The following is a 24,550-nucleotide window of genomic DNA, read 5'->3' as shown; positions in this document are numbered from 1 at the left end:
TATTTATTATAATTAGTGTGTTTATTTACATGGCAACCTGCTGTGACAGCAGTTTTTGAAGTTTACCGTTTAATGTTTGGCACATGGCACCATTTCCCATTGCTTGATAGCGTTTAATACGGTACTGTAACATCATAATTTTTTCATTTGCATTCTTTTTCATAATTTGTTTCCTCTTTTTTTGCCCTCCACGTTTTGAAGAGCGGTTTTACATCTTGTTTTCTCTAATAACACTGCAAAGATACAAATTGTTTTCGAATTATATGCTGTAAAACATAAAAATCTTCTTTTTCTTTTGAATTTTCTTTTTATAAGGGTTCGAACACGGTCTATATTACAAACCTGTTACAAAATTCCCGGATTTTCCCATCAATGACAATATTATTCTTATCTATCACATTTTTATGTACTTATCTAGGTATTCAGAAAATATTCTTTTATTTTTGTCAGTCAGCAACCTTATTAATAGAATAAACCAAACACTTATATGAAAACATTCATCCATCTTTTGTGCGTCCTGATTTTGTCGATTGTACTGTTTGCTTGTAACAATGCTCACTTCCTCAAAGAAGAATCCTATCGGAATCAAGTAGCTCAAGACTTTGAGCAGAAAAAACAGGCACTTCCTCATGGAGATTTATTTGCGATCTTTGCCGATTCTATTTTGTCAGTCTACGAGCGCGAAGCATTGATGTTTCTCTACGCTTATATGCCGATAGGGGATGTGACGGATTATCCGGGAGATTATTACTTGGAGAATGTCCGGCTGTCGAAGCAGACACGTGACGAGATGCCTTGGGGCAAAGAGATTCCCGATGAAGTGTTCCGTCATTTTGTTCTGCCGATCCGAGTGAATAACGAGAATCTGGATGATTCCCGTCGTGTGTTTTATGGTGAACTAAAAGACAGGGTGAAGGGACTGCCGATGAAAGACGCGATATTGGAAGTGAACCACTGGTGTCACGAGAAAGTGGTCTATCGTCCGAGTGATGCGCGCACTAGCTCACCATTGGCATCTGTCAAAACAGCGTATGGACGTTGTGGCGAAGAGTCTACATTTACGGTGGCTGCGCTCCGGGCAGTCGGTATTCCGGCACGGCAAGTGTATACGCCCCGCTGGGCGCATACGGATGACAATCATGCTTGGGTGGAAGCATGGGCGGATGGACATTGGTACTTCTTTGGAGCTTGTGAACCGGAACCGGTTTTGAACCTAGGATGGTTTAATTCCCCTGCCAGTCGGGGAATGTTGATGCATACTAAGGTTTTCGGACGTTACAATGGTCCGGAAGAGATTATGCTTGAAACACCGAATTATACGGAAATCAATGTGATTGATAATTATGCCCCTACTGCCAAAGCTATCGTAACGGTGACGGATGCCGACGGTCAACCGGTAGCAGATGCCAAAGTCGAATTTAAGATATACAATTATGCGGAGTTCTATACAGTAGCCACGAAATATACAGATGCAGAGGGGAAAGCCAGCCTGACTGCCGGTAAAGGAGATATGTTGGTTTGGGCATCCCGCAACGGACAATTTGGTTATGCCAAAATCTCATTTGGAAAAGATGATGCATTGCAACTCTCTTTAAATAGGAAAGAAGGTGAAGCCTATTCCTTGCCAATGGATCTTGTACCTCCGGTGGAAGGAGCGAATATTCCCGAAGTCACTCCCGAACAACGGGCGGAAAATGATCGGCGGATGGCGCAGGAAGATTCAATCCGCAATGCGTATGTAGCAACAATGATGACGGAAAAACAGGCCAAAGAGTGGATAGATAAACTATATGGAAATACCTTACAATCGGAAAAGAAAGAAAAATTAGTAAACTTCCTGGTTGCTTCGCGAGGAAACCACCAAACCTTGAAAGACTTCCTTTCGCCTATCCGAAAAGAGAAAGACGCTGTTTCATGGGAAGAAATACGGGCTATATGGATATTAGAGAGTCTTTCGGCTAAAGATCTCCGCGATGTAACTCTGGATGTATTGAATGATCATCTGCTGACTAATATCTCGGATTGGGAGAAGATAGAGACTGATTTATTTAAAAGAATGTACCTCAATCCTCCTCGTATAGCCAATGAAATGTTGACTCCTTATAAAAAGGTACTTCGTGAAGCCATTGAAAAAACAGTGTACCAGTCTGTGCCCGATAGCATGAAACGTGATCCCAAAGTATTAATAGAATGGTGCAGAAAAGAGATTAAAATCAATAATGAACTGAATTCTCAACAGATTCCTATCTCTCCGATGGGAGTATGGAAAGCACGGGTGGCTGATGAAAAGTCGCGTGATATATTTTTTGTGGCAGCTTACCGGAGCATGGGATGGGCGTCCGCTGCCTGGATTGATGAAGTGACCGGAAAGGTGCAGATTCTAAATGAAGAATTTGCAAAGGAAGATGTCAACTTCGATACGGCAGAAGCTGCACAGTCTCGAAAGGGAGTGTTACAAGCGACTTACACGCCTATCCGTTCTGTGGAAGATCCTAAATATTATTCGCATTTCACTCTTTCCAAGTTTAAAAACGGCACATTCCAGTTACTTAATTATGACGAGGGAGAGACGGATATGGGGGATGGAACTACCTGGCGTAATTTATTAAAATATGGGAGAGAGCTTGATGAAGGCTATTATATGATGGTGACCGGAACTCGGTTGGCAAGTGGCGCGGTGCTTTCCAACAGTACATTTTTTACTATAGAACCCGGTAAGACAACCACCGTTGACCTTGTGATGCGTGAAAGCAAAGATCAGGTGCAAGTGATCGGCAATTTTAATTCGGAAGCGACCTATCGTCCGGTTGACAGCACTGAACAGCGGAGTATTCTGCAAACCTGTGGACGTGGTTATTTTGTAGTAGCTGTGCTTGGAGTAGGGCAGGAACCTACCAATCATGCGCTAAGAGATATAGCCGCTTTGGGCAATGACTTCGAACAATGGGGGCGTAAGATGGTCTTTCTTTTCCCTTCGGAAGAACAATACAAGAAATTTAATGCCGACGAATTTAAAGGACTTCCGTCTACCATCACCTACGGTATTGATGTCGATGACAGCATCCGCAAAGAAATAGTGCAGGCTATGAATTTGAACAATTCTATTCTGCCGGTATTTATCATTGCAGATACATTTAATAGGGTAGTCTTTGTTTCTCAAGGATATACAATCGGTTTGGGTGAGCAATTGATGAAAGTTGTACATGGGTTATAGAAAAGAGGAGGTATACAATAATCGTTAATTCTTGCCCTTAATGCGTTTTTTCGGAAAAGAATGATTACGTTTGCAGCAAATTATGACTAAGTACATTTTTTGCATATTAGCATGTGCATTTCTGGTATTGGGATTTAGTAATGTTTCCAATAAAGAATTGCAGGGATTTCAGAAAAAAACTGAAACCTCGTCTAATGACATGCGATATGAAGCAGTGTCATGCTGTTGCGTTTCTTCTGCCGGCTTCGACAAGCCAGGTAAAGATTCTCATTCGCAGTTTGTTGACGAGACATCCACTTGTAATGTTAGTGACTGCATTTTTGATAATATCTCTTTTCCGAGAAGCATTGTTCCTTTCAAGAACCTGAAGTTCAATACCAATACTGTCATTATACAGATATTGAGCTCTCTGAATGTTATGCTTCCGGAGAATCGTTTGGGGCATACCGGCCTTGATGTCAATTACACTAAATATTCGTGTAAGTATTACGTCTATACATTGGCGCATATTCTCATTTAGACTATATTCTTATCTTTGGGTAAGGTGAGGTGCCTATTCAGATCCTCCATCTACCATCATTTCCTTTATTTATTATCTTAGTTTTATTCATGTTAACATGGAAAACAAAGAATGTATTTCCTATGACTTGGAACAAAGGACGGATATTGATGTGCCTGTCTTTAAGGATTAAAATATTGTGTTCCCGTTGTGAAACGGGAGTTACGTCGTATAAAAGCAAGGATATTTGAATAAGATTATACAACCTAATTTTTTATATTACTATGATTCATTTATTACTATCTACTCTTGCGATGATGGGGCTTACGTTCCTCATCGGTTTTTTTGTCGCTGCGGTCATTAAGTTGATTGCCTATGCGGCCGATTCATTTGATTTTTATAGTTCCCACCGTTTGGAGCTACTCCGTTTGCGACGCTGGCGTCAGCATCGGCAAAAGGTGGAGAGATTAGTCCGACAGATTCCCATTGCAGATGAAGATGCTTTGGGAGATTTCCGTGAAGATTACAGTAAGGGGATCGACAGAAACTTTACTGGCTATTCCGGCTATTATCATGGCGTGAGTCCGGGAGCTTCTGAAAATAATCTGATGAATTATTATTATTCACAGGATACCCGCGAATTCTTTCTTCGGGAAGAAGAGCAGGCACATGTCAATAAGAAGAACTCAAAGAAACTTACTAACAACAAACAATAAAAGAAAACTAATTTATGGAAAATATAGATTTTGCTACCTTGTTTCAAGGTATTGGTACAATGATGGCAAGCGGATGGGTGCTTGCTTCTGCAAGAGTTTTTTTAGTACTTCTCGGTTTGTTACTGATCTATTTAGGCTGGAAAGGTATACTCGAACCGATGGTAATGATTCCGATGGGACTGGGAATGGTAGCTATCAACTGCGGAACCCTCATTATGCCTGACGGTACACTGGGTAATCTCTTTCTCGATCCGATGCTTTCAGATACAGATCAATTAATGAATACTATGCAGATAGATTTCCTGCAACCTGTTTATACCCTGACGTTTAGTAACGGGCTGATAGCTTGTTTTGTCTTTATGGGTATCGGGACGCTTCTAGATGTCGGCTTCCTGCTTCAGAAACCATTTGCAAGTATATTCCTGGCTTTGTGCGCAGAGCTGGGCACTTTTCTGACAGTACCTATTGCTTCTGCTCTTGGTCTGACTCTGAAAGAAAGTGCATCTGTGGCTATGGTGGGTGGAGCCGACGGACCAATGGTGTTGTTTACTTCGTTGGCATTGGCAAAGCATCTCTTTGTTCCTATTACGGTGGTTGCTTATCTTTATTTGGGCTTAACGTATGGAGGCTATCCTTACTTGGTAAAACTTTTGGTTCCCAAACGCTTCCGCGCTATTAAGATGGTGACAAAGAAAGCTCCGAAGAATTACGATGCTAAAGTGAAACTGGCTTTCTCTGCTGTTCTTTGTACTATTCTCTGTTTCTTGTTCCCGGTAGCTTCTCCTTTGTTTTTCTCTTTGTTCCTGGGTGTTGCTGTTCGTGAGTCGGGTATGAAACATATCTATGATTTTGTGAGTGGTCCGTTGCTTTATGGTTCCACTTTTATGTTGGGCGTACTGCTCGGTGTACTTTGTGATGCACATCTGTTACTCGATCCGAAGATCTTGAAACTACTAGTATTAGGTATTGTAGCATTATTACTTTCCGGTATCGGAGGAATAATCGGAGGATATATCATGTATATTATTAAACGGGGTAATTACAATCCGGTAATCGGTATTGCAGCTGTTAGCTGTGTACCCACTACCGCGAAGGTTGCACAAAAGATTGTAAGCAAAGATAATCCGGACTCATTTGTTCTGGGAGATGCTTTGGGAGCTAATATCTCGGGAGTAATTACTTCGGCTATTATTACTGGTATTTATATTACGATAATTCCATATTTATAAATAAAAGTATAACAGTTTCTTGAGATACTGTTGGTAATGATGTAAAAAAAGAAATGGTGAACAAAAGGCTTGAAGGCTGTATGTTCACCATTTCTGTCTTGTATTAGTACTATTATGAGACGATATCTCATCCCTTGCTGCCATATTTATCCATGTAAAGCGGCATCAATCGTTTCTTTTACTCTTCGTATGGAAGTTACGTTTCGTTCGTATTCGTTGATGTGTACCGTGCCTCCCATGGAGACGGCTTCATTTTTGAATATCATTTCGCTCTGAATACTTTCACGTGCCGAGAAATGAAACTCGTTGATTCCGGTTTCTGCGGCAATGCGTGCGATATTATTTTCATTTACTCCGCATCCGGCGAGTAATGTGATTCTTCCGGCAGCCTGTTTCTGTAACTCTTCTAAAAGGGGGATTCCCAGTTCAGCCGTAGATTGCTGGCCGGAAGTCAGAATACGGTTACATCCCAGTTTGATGATCTGTTCCAATGCTCTCTGCGGGTTACGGCATACATCAAATGCCCGGTGAAAAGTCACAGATAGCCCTTGAGCAGCTTCCATTAGTTTCTGCATTGCTGGCAAGTCTACTTCACCCTCTGCTGTCAGGCAACCGAATACCACTCCGTCTGCCCCTAATTTCCGTGCAATTTCAATATCTTTCAGCATTGTCCGGATTTCGATATCCGAATACAGAAAATCTCCTCCACGAGGCCGGATAATAACGTGCAGGCGGGTATGAGTCAGTACTTCCCTTGCGATGGCGATCTCACCATAGGAGGGCGTTGTTCCACCTTCCGGTATTCCGGCACACAGTTCCACACGGTCTGCACCACCTTTCTGTGCGGCCAGGCAACTTTCCACTGAATTGGTACAAATCTCAAATTGATACTTTCCCATAGTCGTGTATTAAAAAAGGGCGAATTTCTTCGCCCTTATATGAATCTTCTTTTGAATCGTTACGTTATTTAGCGAAACTTACCGCACGTGTTTCACGGATGACGGTAATCTTCACTTGTCCCGGGTAAGTCATTTCATCCTGGATCTTCTTGGCGATTTCACCTGACAGGCTTTCTGTCTGCTTGTCGTCAATCTTATCTGCACCAACGATAACGCGGAGTTCGCGTCCTGCCTGGATAGCATACGTCTTTGTTACACCCGGATAAGCCATTGCTAGCTGTTCGAGATCGTTCAGACGCTTGATATAAGCCTCTACGATTTCGCGGCGTGCCCCCGGACGTGCACCGGAGATGGCATCACATACTTGTACGATAGGAGCCAGCAGACTGGTCATTTCTGTTTCGTCATGGTGAGCACCGATAGCGTTGCAGATATCCGGTTTTTCTTTGTATTTCTCGGCAAGTTTCATACCCAGCAATGCGTGTGGCAATTCTGGTTCTTCATCAGGCACTTTACCAATATCATGCAGCAAACCTGCACGTTTTGCTTTCTTCGGGTTCAGTCCCAGTTCTGATGCCATCACAGCACAAAGATTGGCTGTTTCGCGTGCATGCTGCAACAAGTTCTGACCGTATGAAGAACGATATTTCATCTTACCGATGATACGGATCAATTCAGGATGCAGACCGTGGATACCCAAGTCGATGGTCGTACGTTTACCCGTTTCGATAATTTCTTCTTCCACCTGTTTGCGTACTTTAGCTACCACCTCTTCGATACGGGCCGGATGGATACGTCCGTCAGTCACAAGCTGATGCAGGGCCAAACGGGCAATTTCACGGCGAACCGGGTCGAAGGCAGAAAGAACGATTGCTTCCGGAGTATCGTCTACAACGATTTCAACACCGGTAGCAGCTTCCAGAGCACGGATATTACGTCCTTCACGTCCGATAATACGTCCCTTGATTTCATCCGATTCGATATGGAATACTGTAACAGAGTTTTCAATGGCAGTTTCCGTAGCCACCCGTTGGATAGACTGGATAACGATACGTTTGGCTTCTTTGCTGGCAGTTAATTTAGCATCATCCATAATGTCGTTGATGAATGATTGTGCCTGCGTTTTAGCTTCTTCTTTCAGTGATTCTACCAGGCGTTCTTTGGCCTCTTCGGCAGACAATCCGGAGATTGCTTCCAGTTTATCGATTTCCTGCTGTTGCAGTTTATCGAGTTCTTCTTTTTTCTTGTCAACAATCACAAGTTGCGCTTCCAGATTCTCTTTTACCGCTTCGGCTTCCATCTTTTTACGTTGGATTTCTTCCTGACGCTGGCTAAGTACCATTTCACGTTGCTTCAACTTGTTTTCCGCTTGCTGAATCTTCTGATTCCGCAATGCTACCTCCTTTTCAAGGTCTGCTTTTTTATTCAGGAATTTCTCCTTCACTTCCAGCAGCTTGTTTTTCTTAATTACTTCCGCTTCCGTCTCCGCTTCTTTCAGGACATTATCGTATTTGGATTTCAGTACATACCGGAATAGTATATATGAAAGGACTCCTCCTACGATGAAGCAAGCAATTGCTGTTGCTATTATTGCTATCATTCTACATTTAATTTAAGTATATAAATAAAAACGCACCGCCAAATATCAAAGCAATTATTTTTGCTTGGATATTGTGCAGTGCGTGGTTGTTTTATCTCTTATCAGCGAATAGCCAGTCGGGATTTATTCTTCCTTAAAATAATCCTCCAGCAATTCTGTCAGTTCTTTTACCTTCTCCACATAGGGGCTGGTATCATTACGTTGCATCAATTGCAGTCTCTCTAACGAGAACTGATAGGCTACCATGGCAATAATTTTTTCGGGTTCCAGATTTTTATAGACTTCCCGATACTTATTAAGCCTGATATTTACCTGCTTGGCGGCTTCCCGTACCATTTGTTCTTCCTCGCGGTTGATGGTTAACGGGTAGTTTGAGTCTGCTATCTGCAGGTTTATCTTTATTTTATCGTTCATACATCTTCTTCTTATTCATTCAACAAAGCGATGCATTTATCGACTTCACGCACTAATTTTGACAATCGCAGCTTCGTCTCTTTTACGTCGCTGCCGTTAAGGCTGATTGCCGTAGCTGTTTTTAGGTTTGTATAGCTGACTTCCAATTCATCGTATTGAGCTTGTACCTTCTCGTTTTTCAGCTTTTCATTTTCGAGAAGCTTCTTCAACTCGGCATTTTCACGCTTAAGTTCATCGTGCAAATAAATCAAATGCCGTAGTTGCGTTTCAAAGGAATTCAATAACTTTTTTTCTTCTTCTGTCATCACTACACCAAAATTGTACACAAAAATACGATTAACTCTGATATTACAAAAACTTTTCGGGAGAAAATGTTCTTTTTAGCCTAAATTAGCTATGAACGGAGGGGAAAGTAGAGTATTGCATAGGAAGCAAATACAGCCTGCTTATAATATTATGGTATATTTTAAATTAATGCGAATTAGTAATTGAAAATGAATTGTCATTCATTTTTGTACGATTCTGAATCATTACAAAATCGATTAAATTTTTCTACTGGGTATTTATTTTCAATCTTTCTATTTCTTCTTTCACCTTTTCTCTGTCTCTTCGATGAATAAGGAGTTTGCGGGTGAAGAGTAACAATTTCACCATCTCTTCACCTGTAGCGAGTAGTTTCAAAAATAGTTTCAAGGCTTGAAACAATCTGTTTCACACCGAGAAACACTTCGTTTCGCTACTTAAAAGAGTGTAGTTCGTTTTAATCTTTTATAAATCAGCGATTAAAAGTGTTTTTATAAAGATGCAAGTAACGATATAGTAGTGGAAGTCCAGCTACACATTGCATTGCTCTGCATAATTTCAAATATCTCTCTACGACAAAGATAGTCAATGTTGTTAATAGTTACAAGTTAATCAAAACTTATTTTAGTTTGTAATTGGTTGTTTAATGCTTCAAGAATAAGCCTTATAGCGATAAATTAACAACTAATAATGTCTAAATACTTATTCTCATCTCTTCCCAAAAGTATATAGTAATTACGTAAATACCACATAAGGATTCATGCAAGTTATTTTCCAAAGTTTATCATCTTCGTCATAATCAAAGTAAATTCCATTAATATTACTGACTTTAGAAAAGTCAATATCTGATTCACCTATTTCATTTATAACACTAAAATTCGGACTAACTAAATATTGCTTATCATTAATTATTCTTGCCATTAACCTTTTTGTTCTTTTATGTACTTTTCCATATCTGAAGTTAGGAACTTTTTTAATTTTTATAAATTTTCTCTTCGAAAATCTTACTAATAAATCGATCCATAATGCTGCATTTTCTGATACTTGGTTTTTATAGTAATCAGCATGGTCTATTAAATCTTGTTTATATGTTCTAATGCTTTTTTCCCAAAGATCATCATCATATAAGTTGGCAATTTCATAGGCAGAAATCCTTGAGCGAATTCCTGCTTGATAGATTTTAACTGATTTTATGTTAGGTAATCCTAATTCTACAAGAATAGCCAATTCTTCGATAGTATCCGCTTCTTCAATTAAATTCTGTTTCTTCATTTTCTTTGAAATACCATTGAGAACCCAAGGCATATTGAAAGAATAATGTTGAGTTACTATATTAACTGCATTTTCATGTTGAACGATATCTGACATGGATATTCCACTTAACCACTTTTTTCGTATCTCTTTTATATCAACACTATCTTCAAATTTTTCTTTATATATATTCACATCTCTAATGACGTCTTCTATATTTTCAAGAAGTGAAATGCGTTCTTCTAATGTTTTATCACTTACTATATAGCTTTGAACAATACTAATAATCTCGCTAAGCTTCTCATCTATTTGCAAATCTGAATTGATTGGAATACCAGAAGATACAATACTTTCCCAAATACTTTTTTCTATCCCTACCTTTTTTGTTATACCTTTAATTCTAGCCTTTATAAAATCGAGAACTTCATCGCCAGTAATATCTTCATAATATTGAGCTTGTATATAGGCTAAGGATTTAGTAAAATAACTATCAATCCATTCCAATGTGTTTCCTTCAAAATTATTCGAATTATGCAATGATAATAATCCGTCATCAATCAAATCAAGAAGATCATTAACTTCATCTAAAGACTCATCAATTTCATTAATACGATTTTCAGCAAGTAAATTAATTAAGTTATCAAATGCTATTCCGTTAAGTTGAGCCACTGTTTTAAGTGTCCTTATTAGTTCCAAACAACCACTCTCTGCTCTATCTATATTACTCTTATTAAGATATGCAGAAATCATTTTTCTTTCCCAATTTATTTTATTCTCGTCTTTTTTGGTTATATCATGAGCAACTAAAATTTTGCCTTCATGATCTACAAAAGCACGCCCCGCTCTACCAGCAATATTCCAAAAATCTCTTTTCGTAATAGGATTACCTGATTGATACAAAGTTGAGAAAATTACAGTAGAAACTCCAAGATTAACTCCTTGTCCTAATGTTGAAGTCGCTATAATAACTCTTGGCTTCTCACTTCTCATTAATCTTTCTAAGGGAATTCGCACATCTGAGATCAAATCTGCATTATGACAGAAAATTCCTTGTTTAGCAAACTTAACCCATTCCGTATCTTCACCATAAGATTCTATGCAAGCCAGTTTAAAGGCTCTCCAATTGGCCTTGTTTCTAAATCTAAACTTCTGTTCTTCAGGCTGAATACATTTTTCATACTCTCTTGCAATGGCAAAAACAGATTTCTTGATTCCAACGAATATTAAAACAGGACCAAACTTCCTTAGTTTATATGCAGTAGAAGCTATGGCTTGGTTCTTATTTTCAGGAAAGTAATGCATTATCCTTTCTTTAGGCTTCTTAGGCAACTTTTGTCGCATAATAAAATTAGGATTAAATGAATTTCTTTCTGCATCAGTGCTTTTCCAATTTAAATTCACAGAAACTCCATTCCATTCCATTATTCCGATTCTTTCATCAGAAGGTCGCCAATTCTCTTTGTAAACATTATCAGTAGAATCCGTTAGCCATTCAGATAGATCTTCTGCATTGGGTAAAACGGCAGATAATAACAAGAATCTTCCACCATTAGCTTTTACATGATACTTTAATTCCTCATAAAACATTTCATTAACTATGAGTCTTTTATCAGTTCCCAATAAATGTCCTTCATCTATAATTACAAGTTTGATACATGATAAAATATCCTCATTGCTTCTAAAGAGTGCTTTGGCCTTTTCTGGTGTTGCTACAATTACGGATGATTCGTCTATAATTCTTTCATCAAGCTTACTAAATAAACTTCCACCATATAGATGTGAGACTGAAACATCAAGATTGCTAAAAATCTCATCAAACGAATTTTCTATTTCGTAAGCTAGTGATCTATAAGGGGCTATAAAAAGAATTTTCGCTTTAGGTTCATTTAATAGACAGTTTAAAATCGCAATTTCACCAATTCTTGTTTTTCCACTACTTGTAGGAATGCTAACAATACTCCCCTGCTTATTATTCAAAACCTTTGGTAAAGAGTTTCTTTGAGTAAGAAACAATTCTGTTATACTGCCATTTTTATAAACTAATGATTGTATATACTTTAACGGAAGTTTATCTTCCGTATTAAAATAATTTCCTAATACATACCATAATGAGGATTCTTTAAATCCATCTATAATGAGAAGTAATAATCGAATAACCCACCAAACATCAGGTTCACCTCTCATTGCGGCTACTTCTTGAAGATTTACAAGATCCTTTTTTGCAATTTCTAAAAAATCTTTGTTTCCTGTCTGATAAAATTGCACATAATAATTTAATGATTTTGCTATAATTATCTCATAAATTTTTGTAGCATTATCTTCTTCAAAATGTTCAGCCAGATATTCATCCCCATAACTGGAGTTTGTAATAAGTTTATCGATTTCACTTAATAACTGATCAAATTTTCTATTAAGAAATAGAGATACTAAACTTGAAATCATTGTATCACTCTCAAGTTTGCCTATAAGTATAAATGCCTTAGAGTATTGAAAACAAACGTAATAAGAAAGAGCGGAGATTAGACAAAATAGTTTCTTATTTTTTGTCTGAATATGAATAGAACCGTGTATATACTCAAGTATTAAAGCTCCTTTTTCTAGAGAATGAGATGCTTTTAGATAATTATGTTCACTAAAATAATTACATCCAATATTTAGATATTTGAAAGCTAAGATATTTAGCTGCTCATCTTTAATTGTATATCGAGGAAAATTTTCTTTAGATTCTTCCGTATTATATAGGATATATCTAGCGTTAGCTTGAGCTATTAAGTTTTGCAAAGTAGAATCTGATTCTAATTCTTGGTAGCTTTTTTCAACATGCTCTATATTCATAATAAATCAGGGTTAGATATTAGTTCTTCTGCTTTTTCAAATATGGATTTAATAAACTCTTCTGGCTGACCAATTCCAATAGAAATGAAAACCAAATTTGAATTATCACTATTCAAATGTTTTTCAACTGTTTCTGAAGTCTTGGTATTACTTAGTAACAAACCAACATAAATAAGGTCGCCTCTATCTTTTATATCTTGCACTATATAATCATCCAGCTTTCGAGCAAGTAATTCATCTGATTTTGCTATTTCTTCTACTAAGAAAGTGTACGATAAAGGCAAAGTATCTTTGTTTAAAGATTTGGTAATATCTTCAACTACATTCTTTTGAGGAGTAGTGCGAAATTTCGATTCTCCCAAATAAATTTTGATTTTCTCATTACCATTTTCTTCAAATAAATCAACCATCAAAGTGTCATCTCCTTTAATGGCTTGATCAACATTTGGATTATATTTCAATTTATATACCTTGATAAATTCTTTTTTTTGTGATGCTTGAATATAATCAGTAAGTAATATTTCCGTAGCATTACCTTTTTTCACCTTATCCGTAATAGGTAATTTTCTATGCTGCTCTGCATATTTAGCAAAGCCTAAACTTTTATATTTTTCTTTTAACCTAGATATTCTAAACTGAGTATAATGGTGATTAATTATTTTTTTTGCCATCCATTCTATTAACTCATCATCTACAGCTGTAATTTCAGTAAGTTCCCTGTGGCATTTCATATAGGAATCTGGCAAATCATTTGCAGCAAGCCATTTCCCATAAGGATGTGAATTATCTGGATGCTTCCCAATTAACAGTTCTTGTTTCGTCATAATTTTTAGTTTAAAACAAAGGAAAAATCATTTTACTGCTTTAAAACTGGCAGAAACAGTATTGTAGTAGCGCAATCCAGCTACATATTCTGTTGCTCTGTACAATTTCAAGTATTACTCTAACACAAATGTAATTAATGTTTTTGACGGTTACAAGTTAATCTGAATTTATTAGAAGGCTTGGTATTAATTGGAGGGTACTAAAAAACTTTTTATAGAAAATTACCCCTCTACTGATAGTTCTGAGAAGAATAAAATCTGATTTTTGGGGTGCCCTTCATTATATTGTTTACCTATAAATATCTTTTTGAAAAGAATGGTAACTACTGCTATTTTTCTTTCTACCTTAAAGGAAGAAAAAAAGCATTCTGTAAATCGACATTGATACTAAGTAAGTTACAAAGAAAATATGGGGCTGGCGGTTACCGTCAGCCCTATTTTTTCATGCCCAATTTTGAAAACTTTGCAACCGAAGAAAGAAAAATAACCCATTGGAACAAAGGAATATTTTATGGAAGAGAACAGAAATGATATTGAGATACTCAAAGCAATGATAAAGGAAAACTTTGAGGAACAACGAAAACTGATTGCCAAGCTGGAAACGGCTCTGGAAGCAGTAACCAGTTTCAACGGCAAGCAAATGCTGGACAGCCGGGATATGCGCCTGATGCTGAAAGTATGCGACCGGACACTGATCCGCTGGCGTAATTCCGGCAAACTCCCATTTTTCAAACTCAGCGGCAAGATTTACTTCTGGGCTTCTGACGTATATAAATTCCTGAGAGAAGAATGTCTAAACGAAGATTTCATATCCGATTCTATTAACTCATAAATAAAAATTCACATGGAAAATCAAGCTAAAGTAATCGTCATAGAACGAAACAAATTCGCATCACTTGTCAAATCACACCGCAAATGTCTTCAGATGCTGAACATCCTGACCTACATCTACACAGTTAAGGAAGTAAGCCTGACCCTGACCTTGCAGGAAATCTGTGAAGTCCTGCACATGACTCCCGAGGAAGTGGAGATACAGCGACAGAAAGGATATATCCGCTTCACGACACAGAAAGGGATGACCGTCTATGAAATCACGGACCTGCTCCGATTGGAGAATATGCTGGAGATGGGGAGTGTCTATCGTAAGATCGACAAAAAAGTAATGAATCTCGAACCTCTAAATAATGAATAAACAATGAAAGAAGAAGAGCAAGACAAGAAACAGCGGAAGCGTCTGGTACACGCTTCTCTGTTTAGTGGATTCGGCGCCCCAGACCTGGCTGCCGAATGAATGGGATGGCAGAATGCCTTCCATTGTGAGATAGACGATTTTTGTAATACCATTTTAAATTACTGGTTTAAAGATGCAAAAAGTTATACAGATGTCGCAACGACAGATTTCAGAGAATGGAGAGGAAAAATCAATGTCCTTACAGGAGGTTTTCCTTGTCAACCATTCTCTGTCGCAGGCCAAAGAAAAGGAGCGGATGATAACCGTTACCTCTGGCCTCATATGCTCAGGGCCATACATGAGATCAGGCCCGATTGGGTCATTGGTGAGAACGTTGCTGGCATCCTCACGATGGTACAGCCCGGCCAGGAGACTGAAGTGGGAAGTCAGTCCACTCTATTCGGAGAGAGTGAGCCTGTATTTAAAAGACGGCAGCAATATGTTGTTGAAACCATTTGCCGTGATCTTGAACGTGAAGGATATTCCGTCCAGCCGGTACTTATACCGGCTTGTGCCGTCGGAGCTCCCCACCGCCGGGACCGGGTATGGTTTATTGCCCACCGTGACAGCCCAGGATTACAAGCGCAGGGGACCGAACAGCCGCCAGCAGGGATTGCCGGAGATGATCCATGAAATACTCCTTCCCACTCCATTGGCTACGGAGATACACCATCCGGAAAGGGTTCACAAATGGAAACAGGCCCATGCTCCATCCCTGCACAGCCAGCTCAAAGGGGAGAAGAAACCCAACGGATTGAGCGACTTTCTGGACTTTTACGGGATGCTGCTGCCCACCCCGGTAGCCAGCGATGCCGGTGTGGGTGCGGTAATGGGGAAAAACGACAAGATCATAGTGACACCGAAAGGAAAGGTGAGAAAGATCAATCAGAAAGGCCATGTCTGGAGTGTAGGGCTTGGGAGGATGGCGGAGCTTCTGCCCACTCCGACAGCGAGGGACTGGAAGGGCGCGGCAAGCCCGGAAAGTCTGGAGAAGAGAGGCCGGATACCGGAAAAGAACAGCCTGCCCGATTTCTTCGCCCGGACTGGAAAGAGTTTCCAGCTGAATCCCCTGTTTGTAGCCGAGATGATGGGCTTCCCCCCCGACTGGACGGTATCTCCTTTTCTCGGTGAAGACAGGCATCCATTAAAGGATACGGGAACGCTATCGTCCCCCAGGTAGTCTACGAGATATTTAAAGCAATAGAAGAAACCTATAAATTAAACAGTCATGAATAAAGTATCGATATTTGAACATCCCGAGTTCGGACGCATCCGGACACTGGAAATTGACGGGAAAATATGGTTCTGCGCCTCGGATGTTGCCGCCGCACTTGGCTACTCCAATCCGAGAGATGCCGTCGTAAGACATTGTAAACCAATGGGTGTCGTGGTTTACGACACCCCTACACGCAGTGCCGTCCAGAAAATCAAGTACATCAGCGAAGGAAACGTATACCGGCTGATTGCCGGTAGCAAGCTGCCTTCCGCTGAGAAATTCGAAAGCTGGATATTTGATGAACTGGTTCCCGAAACACTAAAGAACGGTGGCTATCTTCTTAAGAAGAATGGCGAAACGGATAATGAACTGCTTGCGCGTGCCATATTGCTCGCACAGAACCGTATAAAAGAGCGAGACAGCCGTATTTCAGCATTGGAGAAGGAGAACAACTATGCTATCCTGAAACTCAAGCTACAGGCCCCAAAAGTTCAGTATTACGACAAAGTCCTGCAATCCCAAAGCACCTACACGACCACACAGATAGCGAAAGAATTGGGAATGACTGCCGGAATGTTGAACAAGCGGCTCCGATGGGCAGGCATCCAGTTCCGTCAATCCGGTCAGTGGCTACTCAAAGCTCCTTACCAGAATCAAGGCTATACGGCAACCCGGACCCATGTATGGGAAAGCCGCACAGGAGAAACAGGCACGGCCATGTTGACGGTCTGGACGGAAAAGGGCCGGTTATTCATACATTATCTTTTTGAGGCTTATCTGGTATAGCCGGAATATAAGACTGGGATAAATAAAAAAGCTACTGAAACAAAAATTCAGTAGCTTTTTTATTGCTTTCAATTGATACTATCTCAACCGTGGTCCCGTTTTCTTCTTTTCTTTCACAGGCACAATCTCTTGTCGGGGTGCTTCTTGCGGCCTTATCCTTTCACTTACAGTCTCACTCTGAAGAAGCCTGTTTAAATACCGGAGGTCCTTCAGCAATTTCTGTTTGCATTCTATCTCCAGGGAATGGGCCATATTCGACATCGGGCTGGTACTTTTCTTGACAAGCGGACCGTTCAGGAGATCATCTTCTATATACAGGGTATAACGCTTCAAAATCCCTTCAATATCCTTCGGCGTTTCAGCGGCATCAATCGCCTCCTGAATGGCCTTATAATTCTTATCCATATAACAGGCCTTATATAAGTCATCGGCATGCCAGTCAAAGAAATGAAGATAGTTTTTTCCCAGTTGCTGGTTATACTCTTTTATATCGCTTTCCACAACCCCTTTCTTCTTGTCAAGATATTGCTGCAATTGTTCGATCCTTAAATCACTTTTATCCATTGTTGTCCGATTTATAGTTCCATGTCCGTTTCAGTTTTGCTCTGAAAGGATATATCCAGTTCTCTTTCCTGATGGAAATTATCCGCTATCACGAATTTAATCTCCGCATTCTTGCTGCTTCGGTTATGATAGAAGAGCGTGAATACCTGGCGGCAGGGATCGCTGTCATCCAACTCCGCTATCGAATCCAACGGTTGCATCTCCCGGTTCACCAGATAGACCTTCTTCTTGTCGTACACCTCGCCGCTGCCCTCCATCTGTATATAACCGATTTGATAGCCGGCTTCCTCATAGTTTCCGCTACGATTGAGTGTCAGACGAATCTCCACGGTTTCATCCGGGGAAATGGTCTTCTGGAGATACCAGGACGTTAGCGAGAAATCATAAGCCTGCTGTACTTCCAATTTATCATCACAGCCACCCAGCAGGCAAAGCAATGTGAGCATGATACCACTTATTATTAATTTCATCTTCATGATTTTACGTATTACTAAATGAATAATTTACTTGATTGAGTCCGTTGTCGGCTAACGCCTGATGCCCGTTTTTATCTTTCTTTCAGGCGGCTCTTCTCTCTTCTTTTCTGTTTTATTAGCCGTCTGTTGCAAATTCTCTTCGGGAGGCGTTTGCGCAAGGATATTCGCGAATTCCCGGTAATCCCTAACCAACTGCTGCATACACTCCAACTTCAGGAAATAGGCAACATTCGTTGTCCGGCTGGAACTGTTACAATCCACCTGACCGTTCAACAGTTTGCTCTCACAGTAAGCAATGTTGTCCTCAACAATATTCCGAACCGTATCCATGTCCTTTGCCCCGTCCACCGCCTGCCGGAGTATCTTATAACACCCGGACATAAAATGAGACTTATACAGGCTCTCCGCATTCCATTCGAAAAAGTGCAGGAAATTCCCATTCATCTTCTTGCTTTGTTCACGTATGTCCCGGTCTTCCCGGTTTATTTTCATATCCAGCCAATGAAGCATCTCATCCACGTTCCAATTGCCTTGTTCCATACTATTGCCGCTAATTAAAAATGTACTTGACACCGACAACTACCGCCGTGTGGAAATTCCCCACGGATGATCCGAAGAATATCCTCTGGCGGACATTGAAAAGAAAAACCAGCCTGTCGGAAAGGAACGCCTCCATCTCGAAAGCCGGGGCAAAACCATAAATGAAGCATCCGTCATTCTTTAAAGTCGCCCCGTCATAGAGCAGCTTGCAGTTCCAGTTGGTCGTCTCATAACCCGCCAGAGCGGAAAGACCGGCAGAGAAGAACACGTTCCTGCCACGGTCCGAGAAGAACGGCACGAAATAGCCTACCTCTCCGGTAAACTGCGCTTTGGGAATCGCAATGTCCTTGTAGGAATAGTGCTTCTTCACATAATCCGCCCCGAACAGCCAGCGGGAATGGTTCCGGTTATACCGGCTCAGAGCCACTCCGAGCTGAAAGTTACCACGCAGATGCTTCACATTCGAACCGAAGTCGTCCACACCGCCTAACATGAGCTGGATACCTTTCTGTCCCGGCAGGTAACGCTGGGCAAAGCATTCGCCTGCCGCAAAGGGCAGACAAATGCATAACATAATAAATAAAACTCTTTTCATGATTACTCACCGATTAATTCATTCACAATACGCGCATCCACCAGATCACTGTTCTCCATATAGAACCGCTGGTGACGGCCTCCCCCTTTCTCGTAAATTTCCACTTCCAGCAACTTGTCGTCAGGAATGACAATCTTCGGGAAGGCATACACGATACGTCCCGTGCTCTTTCCCACGATGCGTGTCAGGGCATTGAGCGTGCGTACCGGTTCAATATAAGTTTCCTGCCGGGCCGTCCTTTTGGCTATCTTCTTATCCACTATCTTAAACCGCACGAAATCCACATCGAAAGGCACATTGGAATTGTTCGTCAGGGAAACATGGAAGAATATCAGGTCCTTATGCACATAAATGCCCTTCAAAAGAGCCTGCATCCCGAACTGCCTGCACCCGATATGCTTCACGTCCCTGCGGTCCAGCCGGTGGATGGTGTACATCACGCTGGCAATGACCGTCGGATCTTCCTCGCCCAGTTCCGTGACACGGATGGAACTGCCTCCCTTCTTTTCTCCCTCGTCCGGGTTCATCCACTGGTCCATATTGATATTCAGCGTGGAAGGCTCCTCCTTATAAACCACATTGAAAGAAAAGAAAGAACCGTCTCCCGTAATCACGGAGAAGTTCGTCTCGCCCGGAAACTCCTTCACCGCCGCCTTGACACGCACCACATTCTCGACCCCGTCAGCTTTACCTGCGATGATATTGTTACTTCCCAGGTCCACGTAACGAACTTCAGTGGGAAAGAGGATATGCACCGTCTTTCCGAAAGTGACCTCTATCTTATAAGGAGTGATATGCTGGCCCGCCGTCAGAATCCTGACGGGATTTGCCGGTCTTTCTTCCTGTGCGAAACCGGATACCGAGGCCAGTACAGCCATCAATAATGCTATTACTATTTTCATTGTCTTATCTTTTTTATTAAAGTGAATAATCCGTTATTGTTTCTTTGTGACCAGCAGCACCTTATATCCGGCTTTCAGCGTCACCTTGACCGCACGGACCCGCCCGGCAATCAACCGCGTGCCGCCCTGCATGACTCCGCGCGTCAGGTCCATGACCACCTGCTGTCCGGCAGAACGTGCGAATGATACGCTGTTTCCCATGCTCTCGCTGACCGTCCCAGCCGCATCCTTTGCCGCATTGCGGGTTTCCGATCCGGGAACGAAAATCCCTTTTTGCCCGTCTATATCGTAAGTCGCCAACTGCACGGGGATGATATTTCCGGCATACTCGATGCTGCTGATCAGGATATCCAGACGCTCTCCCTGTATGACCGCCGCACCCGTTACCAGACTGTTCTCCGGAACGGTAATACTTCCTGCCTGCAGAGGTTGCAGCAACCGGAGTCTTACCCTGCCTCCCTGCTCAATGGTCTGGTTCTCCGAAATGCAGGCGGCGATGGTATTCGTCCCCATTTGGTAGCTGCTCCCGACAGCAGTATTAAAACCGTAATTCCTCTCGACAGTGAGCGAAGCGATAAAAGCGGAATCCGTAACAGGTCGTGAAAGGCCGGAAGTCGTCTGATACTCCGCCCGCTGAACCGGAACAACTTCCGTGGGTTCTTCTCCGACAGCTTTCTCCCGAACCGTATCCTTGTCAGGGTTCAGATACTTTGCCGCCATCCTGTAGGAACGCTCCATCAGTTCTTCACGGGTAGCCGCCTTGCTCTTTTCCTTTTCCGCCTCTTCCAGTTTTTTATTCAGTTCGTCCACTTTTCTTTCCAGATCGCCGCTTGCCGTCTCTTTGGGAGTTTCATAGAAATCATCCAACTGCCCGGAGATTTGCTCGTAGGTATTAACAGACTGTTGCAACCGGTCTCCGTCCTTTTCTTTTTCACCGGTATCGGATGATTTTCCATTATTCATCAATGTCCCGACAAGCTGCTCCAGCGACTTCATCCGGCTTTCTTCCTCCACTTCCGCCTGCTGCTTCTCATAGGCGGCGGTCTTCTTATCAACCAGTTTGGCCGTGGTAGGCTCCGGCACGTTCACATTGAATCCTGAATTTCCGGGAGCTTCCGTCCCGTTTTCCTTGCCGGTGGGGGCAAATATTCAGTACATGACTCCCAGGAAGACCAGCACAAAGGCCGGAATCACAATGAACTTCCTTCTTTTTTCCATCTCTTCCGGTGTGAGCACCTTCTTCTCTTTTTCCGGTTCTTCCTTCAAGGCTCTGACGTTTTCCGGCTGTACCGCCGTTTCTTCTGCCGCTTCGGGCTTTTCCAAATCTTTATCTTCCATTACTCGTGGGTTTTAGGGTGATACATTATACTGTCTTTATCCGCCCGGTGGATGGAGTCCGCCGGATGGACAAACGGCAACTCCTTTTGTGTGCCGTGGGAGAGAAAACGCCCGAAAGCGCGTGTTACGGTGATAGCACATAGAACGGTACTGATAGCCAGCATGCCCACAAGCACTCCCTTACGCTCTTTTTCGGACAGCTCCTCGCAAACGTTCTTTAGCTTTTCGCTGATCTCTGTCTTTATCTTCCTGCTTTTCATTACCTTATTATATTAGCGTTCAACGGTCCTTATATCCCTGTTTTCCAAAATCTCAAAGCGTTCCGCCATGAAGCCTTGCGGATTATTATCCGACCTGACCGTACTCTGCAGGAAGCAACGGGTGACCAGGGAACGCTCGGTGATATTGCTGTTTCGGATAATCATCTGCCGGGCAAAGGTGGTGATCCGGTACGGATAGTTATCGAAATCACACTGCATGCTGTCCACCAGGACAGTCTGGTTGATATTGCCGCTGATCAGACGGTTATAATAGCCTTTCTCGTTCCAATCCCGGTAATAACTATAAAGACTCTTGTCCGCCAGATACATGGCCCGGTTGATATTGGATTCGATAGCGGCCTTATCGGGAGCCAGCGTAAAGAACAGTTCATGCATGCGGCGCACATGCTCGCGGGCCTCCACCGGACGGTTCAATGCCGCATCCTGGGATAACGCCACTATGAGTGACTTGCCCTGATCCAATACATATACCTTCTCCCGTTGCTGGTTGGCAAAGAGATAGGACCTTCAAATGGCATACGTAGTCAGCGAGGCGCAAATGCCCAGAAAGACCAACGTGAACAGACGGATCTGCCTGAACGAGGATTCGATGTTTTTTAAACTTTTAAATTCCATAATTTTATGTTTTTTCAATTTCTACTTTTTCAATAATACGGCACCGACGTTTCCCGTTGAAGCACCCGCCGCAGCACCGGCTACATTGGTCACCTTGGATGCCGTATTGTTGACATTCCGGTTATAGGAACTCATACCTCCCGCCTGGACAATCCAGTTCGAAACAGTCGGCACACAAAAATATCCGATAATGCCGATGACCATGAATATCAGATAGATGGCCGAGGAACCGTCTACGTCGATGATACTCATCGGATCGGCCATCAGGTTCATCTCTTCCTGCAGGATGAGCGTCTGTATCTTGGCAAGCATCGCCCCGAATAGGTCTGATACCGGCAGCCAGAGATAGACACTGATATAGCGTGCCAGCCATTGGATGAGCGTGTTCTGCAGCCCGTCAAAAACACTCAGGGCAAAGGCTATCGGCCCCAAAATGCTCAAGACTATCAAAAAGAAGGTACGGATCGTGTCGATGACCAGCGAGGCAGACTGGAAGAGAATCTCCAGCAATTTGCGCATGACCATCTGGACAATACCTTGCAGGGAGAAGGCATACGAAACCTCATACATGGTCTGCAAGGCCGTATGTTCCTCCTCACTCCAGCCCATGTTATCCAGTTCCGCATCCAGCTCCTCATTGTAAGCAAAGACACGTCCGGTCATCATCGTCTTAGCCATCATGTCCGCACGGAGCTTGTCCTTCTCCTGCTGGTACTTCTGCAAGTCGAAGGTCTGGTCACGGAGCAGCATTCCGGTTCCCTGAACGATGGGGCTAAAGATACCGTTGAGAGTTCCCAGCACCATCACGTCAAAGAAAAGGATACACATGCCCAGGACAAAAGGCCGTAACATCGAAAAGACATCGATGGGCTCCGCACGGGAGAGAGACTGCCAGACACGGTAAGCGATATAGAACAAAGCCCCTAATGCAGCGAGTGCCATCGCCATGTCCATCATCGGGTGGCAGAGTTTGGTCATCGTATCATAGAGATTCCGAAGAATCTGGTGCATATTTTCAAATGAAATGGATAATAATACCATAATTGATTCTTTTAAAATTGTAGACTACCAATAACGCTCATCCTTGCCGTACAGGTCGAATACCTGTTGCTGCTCGTTCTTCTCCTTGGCACGCAGGTAGGATACATGCAGGTTCTTGCGGGTGTAGTAGTTGGCCAATTCCTTGTAATGTGTCATTTCCCTGTATACCCGGTTCACCAGGTCGATGCGTTCCTTGTCGTTCATGGACATGCCGGTGGGGTTGATGATATTCTTCAGCTCTGCAATGCTGCGGCTGCTCTTCTTCATGATGGTGTTATAACCGGCAGCTATCGCATTCAGTTCCCGCTGGCTGAAATTCTTGTCGGTCAGCATCTTGCCGAAATTGTTTACATAAATTTCAGAAATGTCACTGAGCATCAGGACGGACTCTTTTACTTTCTCACTGCCGCTGATCAAGTCATTCACCTTACGCAGTTTATCATAATACTCACGCCCCTGTTCGAAAATCTTTGAGGTCTCTTTCCATGTGGAAAGTGCATTTTGAGCCGTTTCAGATGTTTCCACCATTTCATTGACACTGTTCACGATACCCTGGACGAGGTTGCCCGGATCGCTGACCACCCATTGTGCCTGCACGCTTGCCGGTACCATAAAGGGCGACAGGACAAACAACATGCTTAAAATTCTCTTTTTCATTGCTTCTTGATTTTAATCGTTTATTTTTTCTTTTTCTTCTCTTTAGCCAACACGCGGATCGCCTGCTCCATATTACCGCCCAGCTTCTCGGTCATTTGTGTGACTTCCAACTTTTCGGTTTCTTCTGTGGTATAGGTGAGATACTCCTCGACAGAGGTCTCTGTTGCATAGACAGCAGACTGGACACCACCCAGACCAATCCAAACTTCCTTATACTTCCTTGCCGGATCGTTAGCCTGATTGATAGACAGGATTTGTCCTTTTTCTTTGTCGGTCAGTCCGAGCAGGGACTGTACGGAGTCAAACTTGTTGATATACTTTCGCTGATCCAATAGAATCTTGCAATCGGCATTGTTGATGATGGTGTCCTTGATAATGGGACTTGACACGATATCATCCAACTCTTGAGTGACAACCACAGCCTCACCGAAGTACTTTCTAACCGTTTTGTGTAGGCTAAGCACCCAGCGCCTTATCATATTTCTATGGTAGGTTTCCAAATGCTCGCCCCCGAACCGGACTTA

General features: G+C 42.2%; 27 protein-coding genes and 1 pseudogene. 9 read left to right on the top strand and 19 right to left on the bottom strand.

The window, feature by feature from the left end:
- Positions 1-25: 25 nt before the first annotated feature.
- Positions 26-163, bottom strand: coding sequence for a hypothetical protein (locus LPH68_RS17165; RefSeq protein WP_004301914.1), 138 nt, complete (start codon positions 161-163; stop codon positions 26-28).
- 324 nt (positions 164-487) lie between these two features.
- Between LPH68_RS17165 and LPH68_RS17160 the strand changes: the two genes are divergently transcribed.
- The 4 genes from LPH68_RS17160 to LPH68_RS17145 all read left to right on the top strand — a co-directional run bounded on the left by LPH68_RS17160 (position 488) and on the right by LPH68_RS17145 (position 5,658).
- Entirely contained in the window at positions 488-3,214 is a 2,727-nt protein-coding gene (locus tag LPH68_RS17160) for a transglutaminase domain-containing protein (protein ID WP_151923741.1), read from the top strand.
- Positions 3,215-3,296: 82 nt separating this feature from the next.
- Entirely contained in the window at positions 3,297-3,734 is a 438-nt protein-coding gene (locus LPH68_RS17155; protein ID WP_008645296.1) for a hypothetical protein, read from the top strand.
- Between the two features lie 263 nt (positions 3,735-3,997).
- Complete coding sequence (locus tag LPH68_RS17150; RefSeq protein WP_008021027.1) at positions 3,998-4,429, top strand: hypothetical protein; 432 nt, start codon at positions 3,998-4,000, stop codon at positions 4,427-4,429.
- Positions 4,430-4,443: 14 nt separating this feature from the next.
- Positions 4,444-5,658, top strand: a complete 1,215-nt coding sequence (locus tag LPH68_RS17145; RefSeq protein ID WP_149939538.1) for a sodium ion-translocating decarboxylase subunit beta — start codon at positions 4,444-4,446, stop codon at positions 5,656-5,658.
- 146 nt (positions 5,659-5,804) lie between these two features.
- Here LPH68_RS17145 and LPH68_RS17140 read toward each other — a convergent pair whose 3' ends face one another.
- From LPH68_RS17140 to LPH68_RS17115, 6 genes are all read right to left on the bottom strand, one after another.
- Positions 5,805-6,557 carry a copper homeostasis protein CutC gene (locus LPH68_RS17140; protein ID WP_151923740.1) on the bottom strand — a complete coding sequence of 251 codons (753 nt, stop codon included), beginning with the start codon at positions 6,555-6,557 and terminating at the stop codon, positions 5,805-5,807.
- Positions 6,558-6,621: 64 nt separating this feature from the next.
- Positions 6,622-8,157, bottom strand: coding sequence for a ribonuclease Y (gene rny / locus LPH68_RS17135; RefSeq protein WP_004313412.1), 1,536 nt, complete (start codon positions 8,155-8,157; stop codon positions 6,622-6,624).
- A gap of 123 nt (positions 8,158-8,280) precedes the next feature.
- Positions 8,281-8,571, bottom strand: coding sequence for a cell division protein ZapA (locus tag LPH68_RS17130; protein WP_004304741.1), 291 nt, complete (start codon positions 8,569-8,571; stop codon positions 8,281-8,283).
- A gap of 11 nt (positions 8,572-8,582) precedes the next feature.
- On the bottom strand, positions 8,583-8,897 hold the full coding sequence (locus tag LPH68_RS17125) for a hypothetical protein (protein WP_004304743.1): 315 nt from the start codon (positions 8,895-8,897) through the stop codon (positions 8,583-8,585).
- Between the two features lie 712 nt (positions 8,898-9,609).
- Entirely contained in the window at positions 9,610-12,960 is a 3,351-nt protein-coding gene (locus tag LPH68_RS17120; protein ID WP_005680081.1) for a DEAD/DEAH box helicase, read from the bottom strand.
- Positions 12,957-13,784, bottom strand: a complete 828-nt coding sequence (locus tag LPH68_RS17115) for a Hachiman antiphage defense system protein HamA (RefSeq protein ID WP_008644752.1) — start codon at positions 13,782-13,784, stop codon at positions 12,957-12,959. Before LPH68_RS17115 ends, LPH68_RS17120 begins: the two co-directional genes overlap by 4 nt.
- 511 nt (positions 13,785-14,295) lie before the next feature.
- Between LPH68_RS17115 and LPH68_RS17110 the strand changes: the two genes are divergently transcribed.
- The 5 genes from LPH68_RS17110 (at position 14,296) to LPH68_RS17090 (ending at position 17,017) form a co-directional block, all read left to right on the top strand.
- On the top strand, positions 14,296-14,616 hold the full coding sequence (locus LPH68_RS17110; RefSeq protein ID WP_005680083.1) for a helix-turn-helix domain-containing protein: 321 nt from the start codon (positions 14,296-14,298) through the stop codon (positions 14,614-14,616).
- A gap of 12 nt (positions 14,617-14,628) precedes the next feature.
- A complete protein-coding gene (locus LPH68_RS17105; protein WP_005680084.1) occupies positions 14,629-14,976 on the top strand; it encodes a hypothetical protein in 348 nt (115 codons plus the stop codon).
- 99 nt (positions 14,977-15,075) lie between these two features.
- Positions 15,076-15,648, top strand: coding sequence for a DNA cytosine methyltransferase (locus LPH68_RS17100; RefSeq protein ID WP_225739788.1), 573 nt, complete (start codon positions 15,076-15,078; stop codon positions 15,646-15,648).
- A gap of 57 nt (positions 15,649-15,705) precedes the next feature.
- A complete protein-coding gene (locus LPH68_RS17095) occupies positions 15,706-16,146 on the top strand; it encodes a hypothetical protein (RefSeq protein WP_225739787.1) in 441 nt (146 codons plus the stop codon).
- A 97-nt stretch (positions 16,147-16,243) separates the two neighbouring features.
- Positions 16,244-17,017, top strand: a complete 774-nt coding sequence (locus LPH68_RS17090) for a phage antirepressor KilAC domain-containing protein (RefSeq protein ID WP_004308051.1) — start codon at positions 16,244-16,246, stop codon at positions 17,015-17,017.
- Between the two features lie 78 nt (positions 17,018-17,095).
- Here LPH68_RS17090 and LPH68_RS17085 read toward each other — a convergent pair whose 3' ends face one another.
- From LPH68_RS17085 to LPH68_RS17030, 12 genes and pseudogenes are all read right to left on the bottom strand, one after another.
- Positions 17,096-17,581 (bottom strand): hypothetical protein, encoded by a 486-nt coding sequence (locus LPH68_RS17085; protein WP_005680086.1) that lies wholly within the window; start codon positions 17,579-17,581, stop codon positions 17,096-17,098.
- A gap of 11 nt (positions 17,582-17,592) precedes the next feature.
- Positions 17,593-18,057, bottom strand: coding sequence for a TraQ conjugal transfer family protein (locus tag LPH68_RS17080; RefSeq protein ID WP_005680087.1), 465 nt, complete (start codon positions 18,055-18,057; stop codon positions 17,593-17,595).
- Positions 18,058-18,108: 51 nt separating this feature from the next.
- A complete protein-coding gene (locus tag LPH68_RS17075) occupies positions 18,109-18,597 on the bottom strand; it encodes a hypothetical protein (RefSeq protein ID WP_151923739.1) in 489 nt (162 codons plus the stop codon).
- 10 nt (positions 18,598-18,607) lie between these two features.
- Positions 18,608-19,192: a conjugal transfer protein TraO gene (locus LPH68_RS17070; protein WP_008644754.1), complete on the bottom strand. Its 585-nt coding sequence runs from the start codon at positions 19,190-19,192 to the stop codon at positions 18,608-18,610.
- A gap of 2 nt (positions 19,193-19,194) precedes the next feature.
- Positions 19,195-20,094 carry a conjugative transposon protein TraN gene (gene traN, locus LPH68_RS17065; RefSeq protein ID WP_005680091.1) on the bottom strand — a complete coding sequence of 300 codons (900 nt, stop codon included), beginning with the start codon at positions 20,092-20,094 and terminating at the stop codon, positions 19,195-19,197.
- 33 nt (positions 20,095-20,127) lie between these two features.
- Positions 20,128-21,243 carry a conjugative transposon protein TraM gene (gene traM, locus LPH68_RS17060; protein WP_083823420.1) on the bottom strand — a complete coding sequence of 372 codons (1,116 nt, stop codon included), beginning with the start codon at positions 21,241-21,243 and terminating at the stop codon, positions 20,128-20,130.
- Complete coding sequence (locus LPH68_RS17055) at positions 21,244-21,432, bottom strand: hypothetical protein (protein WP_005680093.1); 189 nt, start codon at positions 21,430-21,432, stop codon at positions 21,244-21,246.
- Complete coding sequence (locus LPH68_RS17050; RefSeq protein ID WP_005680094.1) at positions 21,432-21,692, bottom strand: hypothetical protein; 261 nt, start codon at positions 21,690-21,692, stop codon at positions 21,432-21,434. The genes LPH68_RS17055 and LPH68_RS17050 overlap by 1 nt, the downstream gene beginning before the upstream one ends.
- Before the next feature lie 12 nt (positions 21,693-21,704).
- A pseudogene (traK, locus tag LPH68_RS17045) lies at positions 21,705-22,328 on the bottom strand (conjugative transposon protein TraK).
- 21 nt (positions 22,329-22,349) lie between these two features.
- On the bottom strand, positions 22,350-23,369 hold the full coding sequence (traJ, locus tag LPH68_RS17040; protein WP_008644756.1) for a conjugative transposon protein TraJ: 1,020 nt from the start codon (positions 23,367-23,369) through the stop codon (positions 22,350-22,352).
- A 24-nt stretch (positions 23,370-23,393) separates the two neighbouring features.
- Positions 23,394-24,026 (bottom strand): DUF4141 domain-containing protein, encoded by a 633-nt coding sequence (locus LPH68_RS17035; protein WP_005680097.1) that lies wholly within the window; start codon positions 24,024-24,026, stop codon positions 23,394-23,396.
- Positions 24,027-24,046: 20 nt separating this feature from the next.
- A complete protein-coding gene (locus LPH68_RS17030; protein WP_255344453.1) occupies positions 24,047-24,490 on the bottom strand; it encodes a conjugal transfer protein TraG in 444 nt (147 codons plus the stop codon).
- Positions 24,491-24,550: the final 60 nt, after the last annotated feature.

The organism is Bacteroides sp. 1_1_30 (assembly GCF_020982715.1).
GTDB classification, from domain to species: domain Bacteria; phylum Bacteroidota; class Bacteroidia; order Bacteroidales; family Bacteroidaceae; genus Bacteroides; species Bacteroides xylanisolvens.
Note: the sequence above shows the minus strand (reverse complement) of the source record. Positions and strands in the feature narration are given on the sequence as shown.